Genomic DNA, 4,974 nt, shown 5'->3' on the forward strand with positions numbered 1-4,974 from the left:
GACCAGATCAGATGCGTCACGTGGCTGGACTGCTTCACCGCGCCATCCACCGCCAGCGAAATCGCGGCAGATTCAATGCCCGGCACTTCCGAAGCGCGGCGAATCTCACCCACCGGCGCGGAGAAATCGAAGGCCTTACCGATTTCCCATGGCCGGCCGGCGTCCTTCATCTTGCCCTGCAGGTCGCGGCGGGTCATGTCCAGGCCCACGGCATAACCGAAGACGTGGGACAACGCATCGGCAACGCCGATGTCCGAGCCGCYCTTGCCGATGGCGACCACCAGTTCGCACTCGTGATGGAAATTGCTGGTCAGCGAAGGGAACGGCAGTTCAACCGTCGCACCCGGCGCAACCGGCACTACGGCGCCGGCATCTCCCGGTTTGCAGAAGAAGAAAGGCGGTTCGCGGTCCGGGTCGGAACCCATTTCACGCGCATGGCCCGCGTAGTTGCGGCCGACGCAGAACACGCGGCGCACAGGGAAGCGCGCATCGGTGCCCGCTATTGGAAGACCCGCAATCTCATGCGGAGGGAAAACGTATTGAGTGCTCATCTTGCTCCTTCAGCTAAACAGYAAAGTACGGCAGGCCGCCTGGAATGGAGGCAGCAAGCTGTCCGCATCCAGATCGGGATTTTGCAGGGCGCGCAGTTGCAGGCCCTGGAACAGAGAGATGATAGCCTCCATTCGCCCATCGATGTCACGGTCGTCCACCAGCAGGCCATGCAGCGCCCTGCCCTTGTGCAGGATGGCGCGGAATTCCTTGCGTGCGCGGGCGTCCGCTTCCTGGGCCACTGTGGCGATGCGCGGATTGCGCGAAGCCTCGGCGTAGATTTCCAGCGGCAGCAGCCAGTGGTTGGGATCGAGGTTCTCGCGCACGCGCAGCGGCACTTCCTCGAGCAGTGCCAGCAGCGGATCGGGACGCGATGCCAGGTCGCGGATCATGGTGGACACGCGCTCCATGTCCTCCTCGACGAAGGCGATGATGATCTCGTCCTTGCTATTAAAGTAGTTATAGATATGGCCCGCGCTCATGCCCGCGGTTTTGGAAATGTCGGACATGCTCGCGCCATGGAAACCGCTACGGCGGAAGCAGGCGGCGGCCGCCTCCAGCACCTGGCGGCGGCGGGTGGCGGCGCGCTCTGGGTCGGATCGGCGTTTGTCGGTGGCAGTCATGATGTGAGGGCTAATTTTCAGTAAGGCGATACTGTGGACAAGCGGCCGATATTTGTCAAACGGCAGTAAATGATTGTAGATTTACAACGAAACCGAATTTTGCGCGGGCCGCGCATTAGCTGATGATATGATGAACGGCAGGTATCCGTTCCCCTTCTGCTGAAAGAGTGTAACGACATGGCCACCCGCACCACACGCACGATCGAAATGCGCCCAGCCGAAGCGGGCGACCAGCGTTTCATGCAGCAGCTGTACGCCAGCACCCAAACTGGCGAATTACGCATGGGCGGCTGCGATGCCAACACCGAACACCTGCTGATCGGTCTTCAATTCCAGGCCCGTCAGACCTGGTTCCAGCACCAATTTCCCAATGCCGACCTGGCCGTGATCCTGGATCGCGACCGGCCGATCGGCCGTCTGTACGTCGATTACGGCGTCGAAGAAATCCGTATCCTCGATATGTGCCTGGTGCCCGAGTACCGCAACCGCGGCATCGGGCTTGGTTTGCTGCGTAGTCTGCAAGCACAGGGCGCCCGCATGCGGGTGCCGGTGCGCCTCAGCGTGTTGCTGGGCAGTCCCGCGCAGCGCCTGCTGCAGCGCTGCGGCTTCAACAACCTGGGTGTGGACGGGCTGCACAACACCATGGAGTGGCAGCCGCCACACTGACGCTTAGCTCCAGCCGCCGCCCAGCACCTTGTACAAGGTGATCTGGTTGGTGGCTTTTGCCAGACGGGCCGTGATCAGGCCTTGCTGCGCCGAATACATCGCCCGCTGCGACACCAGCGCATTCAGATAGGACTCCGTGCCTTTCTCGTAGCGCGCTTCGTGGATTTTGAAGCTCTTCTCCGATGCCGTGGTCAATGCCACCTGCGAGGCCAGACGCTCGTCCATCGTGCCGCGCTGGGCCAGCGCATCGGCCACTTCGCGGAAGGCGGACTGGATCGACTTCTCATACTGCGCCACGGCGATATCGCGGTTGGTCCTGGCGATCGACAGATTGGCGCTGTTCACGCCACCATCGAAGATCGGCAAATTCACCTGCGGCGCAAAACTCCAGGCGCCGCTGCCCGCCTTGAACAGGCCGGAAAGGCTGCTGCTTGCGCTGCCCGCCGTTCCCGTCAGCGTCATGCTGGGGAAGAAGGCGGCACGCGCCACGCCGATATTGGCGTTGGCCGCCTGCAGGCTGCGTTCTGCTTCCACGACATCCGGACGCCGTTGCAGCACGGCGGACGGCACGCCTTCCGGAAGATCGGCCAACTGCGCGACGTTATCGAGCGGACTTTGTGGCAGCAGACGTTCCGGCACCGGTACACCGACCAGCAGGGCCAACGCGTTTTCGTCGGCCGCTACCTGTGCGGTGTAGATTGCCATGTCGTTGCGGGCAGCTTCCACGCTGCTCTGCGCTTCGTACATGTCCAACCCGGATGTTGCGCCGGCATCGAAGCGGCGCTTGCTCAATTCAAAGCTGATCTGCTGGCTTTTCAGCGTGTCTTGCGCCAGACGCAGACGTTCCTTGTCGGCGGCCAGCGTCAGCCAGGCCGTCGCCACCTCGGACACCAGCGCGATCTGCTGCGCATTGCGCGCTTCCTGTGTGCCGAGATAGGTCTGCAAGCCCGCTTCGGACAGATTGCGCACCTTGCCGAAGAAGTCCAGTTCATACGACGGGAACACCAGGCCGCCCGTGTATTGGCGGGTGATGGTGCCGCCCGGCGCACGGCTTGCGTTCTGGTCCACGCCCGCCGACACTTTCGGCAGCAGCGCGGCGCGGTCGATGTTGTACTGCGCACGCGCCTTCTCGATGTTCAGCGTGGAGACGCGCAGGTCGCGGTTATTGGCGAGCGCCATGCCGACCAGCTCACGCAGCTTGTCGTCGGTGATGAAATCGCGCCACTGGATATCGGCGGCGGCTTTCGCGTCCGGCGCCGGTTTGCCCGGCTTGTAAGCCTCGCCCTGCGGCCAGGCTCGCGTCACCGGCGCGTCCGGGCGCTGGTACACCGGCGCCAGGCTGCAGCCGCTCACCAGAGCGGCGACAGCGATGGTAATCAAGGTATTGTTCATATCAGTTTGCTTCCACTACGTTTGTACCGTGCGGCTTGGCGGACTTGCGTCCCACCCAGGCGCGCACCAGCACGAAGAACACCGGCACAAAGAAGATGCCGAGGAAGGTCGCGCTCAGCATCCCGCCCAGCACACCCACGCCGATTGCGTTCTGGCTGCCGGACCCGGCGCCGCTCGAAATTGCCAGCGGCAGCACGCCAAGGCCAAAAGCAATGGACGTCATCAGGATCGGACGCAGTCGCAGCTTCACGGCCTGCAGCGTCGCCTCAACCAGCTCAACGCCCTGCTCCTGCAGCTCCTTGGCGAATTCCACGATCAGAATCGCGTTCTTCGCCGACAGGCCCACCACGGTCAGCAGACCAACTTGGAAGTACACGTCATTCGACAGATGGAACAGCCAGGTCGCCAGCACCGTACCCACCACGCCCAGCGGCACCACCAGCAGCACCGAGAATGGCACCGACCAGCTTTCATACAGCGCGGCCAGGCACAGGAACACGATCAGGATCGAGATCGAATACAGCATCGGCGTCTGCGAACCGGAGTCGCGCTCTTCCAGCGACAAACCGGTCCACTCGAAGCCGATACCCGGCGGCAGCTTGGCTGCGATCTTTTCCATCTCGGCCATCGCCACGCCGGAGCTCACGCCCGGTGCAGGCATGCCCTGGATATTCAGCGAAGACAGGCCGTTGTAGCGCTCCAGGCGCGGCGAGGCATAGATCCATTCGCCGGTGGAGAAGGCGGAGAACGGCACCATCTCGCCCTGCGTGTTTCGCAYGAACCATTTGTTCAGGTCTTCCGGCACCATGCGCGAATCAGCCTGGCCTTGCAGGAACACCTTCTTCACGCGGCCGCGGTCCACGAAGTCGTTGACGTAGGAACTGCCCCAGCCCGTGCTCAGCACGCGGTTGACGTCCGCCACCGAGAGTCCCAGCGCAGTCGCCTTCTGCTGGTCGATATTCAGCTTGAACTGCGGCGTGTCTTCCTGTCCATTCGGGCGCACGCCCATCAGCAGCTTGTTCTGCGAGGCCATGCCCAGCACCTGGTTACGTGCAGCCATCAGCGCATCGTGGCCAACGCCACCGACGTCCTGAAGTTGCAGATCGAAACCGCTGGCATTACCCAGTTCCAGCACCGCAGGCGGCGTGAAGGCGAACACCATCGCATCGCGCAGCTGCATGAAGGCGCCCATGGCGCGGCCCGCTACGGCATCGGCGCTGTTCTGCGCACCATGGCGCTCAGACCAGTCCTTCAGCTTCACGAAGGCGATACCGGTGTTCTGGCCATTGCCGCCAAAGCTGAAGCCCGCCACCGAGAACACGGAAGCCACATTGGCTTTCTCCTCTTTCAGGAAGTGCTGCTCCACTTTCTCGATCGTCTTCAAGGTGCGCTGCTGGGTTGCGCCAGTCGGCAGCTGAATCTGCGAGAACAGTACGCCCTGGTCTTCACCCGGCAGGAAGGAAGTCGGCAGGCGCAGGAACACCAGCGCCAGCACGCCCAGAATCGCCGCGTACACGATCATGGAACGGCCACGGCGGCGCAGCAGTGCCCCAACCCAGCCCTGGTACTTCGAGCTACCAGCATCGAAGGAGCGGTTGAACCAGCCGAAGAAGCCCTTGCCCGTCGCAGGATGGCCTGGCTTCAGGAATGTCGCGCACAGCGCCGCCGAGAACACCATCGCCACCAGCCCGGACAACACCATGGCCGCCACACTGCTGATCGAGAACTGGCGGTAGATCACGCC

At 62.9% G+C, this 4,974-nt stretch carries 5 protein-coding genes; 1 reads left to right on the forward strand and 4 read right to left on the reverse strand.

Going from position 1 to position 4,974, the window contains the following annotated elements; translation table 11 throughout:
- Both AB4Z11_RS22815 and AB4Z11_RS22820 read right to left on the reverse strand, forming a co-directional pair.
- Positions 1-551 (reverse strand): fumarylacetoacetate hydrolase family protein (locus tag AB4Z11_RS22815; protein ID WP_442027866.1); only part of this gene is annotated, 551 nt, incomplete at its 3' end.
- A 9-nt stretch (positions 552-560) separates the two neighbouring features.
- Complete coding sequence (locus AB4Z11_RS22820) at positions 561-1,172, reverse strand: TetR/AcrR family transcriptional regulator (protein WP_442027867.1); 612 nt, start codon at positions 1,170-1,172, stop codon at positions 561-563.
- Positions 1,173-1,349: 177 nt separating this feature from the next.
- Between AB4Z11_RS22820 and AB4Z11_RS22825 the strand changes: the two genes are divergently transcribed.
- Entirely contained in the window at positions 1,350-1,838 is a 489-nt protein-coding gene (locus tag AB4Z11_RS22825; RefSeq protein ID WP_442027868.1) for a GNAT family N-acetyltransferase, read from the forward strand.
- A gap of 3 nt (positions 1,839-1,841) precedes the next feature.
- On the opposite strand, the gene AB4Z11_RS22830 is transcribed toward AB4Z11_RS22825, so the two are convergent.
- Both AB4Z11_RS22830 and AB4Z11_RS22835 read right to left on the reverse strand, forming a co-directional pair.
- Positions 1,842-3,230, reverse strand: a complete 1,389-nt coding sequence (locus tag AB4Z11_RS22830; RefSeq protein ID WP_442027869.1) for an efflux transporter outer membrane subunit — start codon at positions 3,228-3,230, stop codon at positions 1,842-1,844.
- 1 nt (position 3,231) lies between these two features.
- Positions 3,232-4,974, reverse strand: a 1,743-nt coding sequence (locus AB4Z11_RS22835) for an efflux RND transporter permease subunit (protein ID WP_442027871.1), incomplete at its 5' end; no start/stop codon positions are given.

It is taken from the genome of Pseudoduganella sp. RAF53_2 (assembly GCF_052113985.1).
Taxonomy (GTDB): Bacteria; Pseudomonadota; Gammaproteobacteria; order Burkholderiales; family Burkholderiaceae_D; genus Rugamonas.

Bases quoted from the DNA above. Each gene is read 5' to 3' on its own strand.
- AB4Z11_RS22825 (WP_442027868.1), top strand. From the start codon at position 1,350: ATGGCCACCCGCACCACACGCACGATCGAAATGCGCCCAGCCGAAGCG.
- AB4Z11_RS22830 (WP_442027869.1), bottom strand. From the start codon at position 3,230: ATGAACAATACCTTGATTACCATCGCTGTCGCCGCTCTGGTGAGCGGC.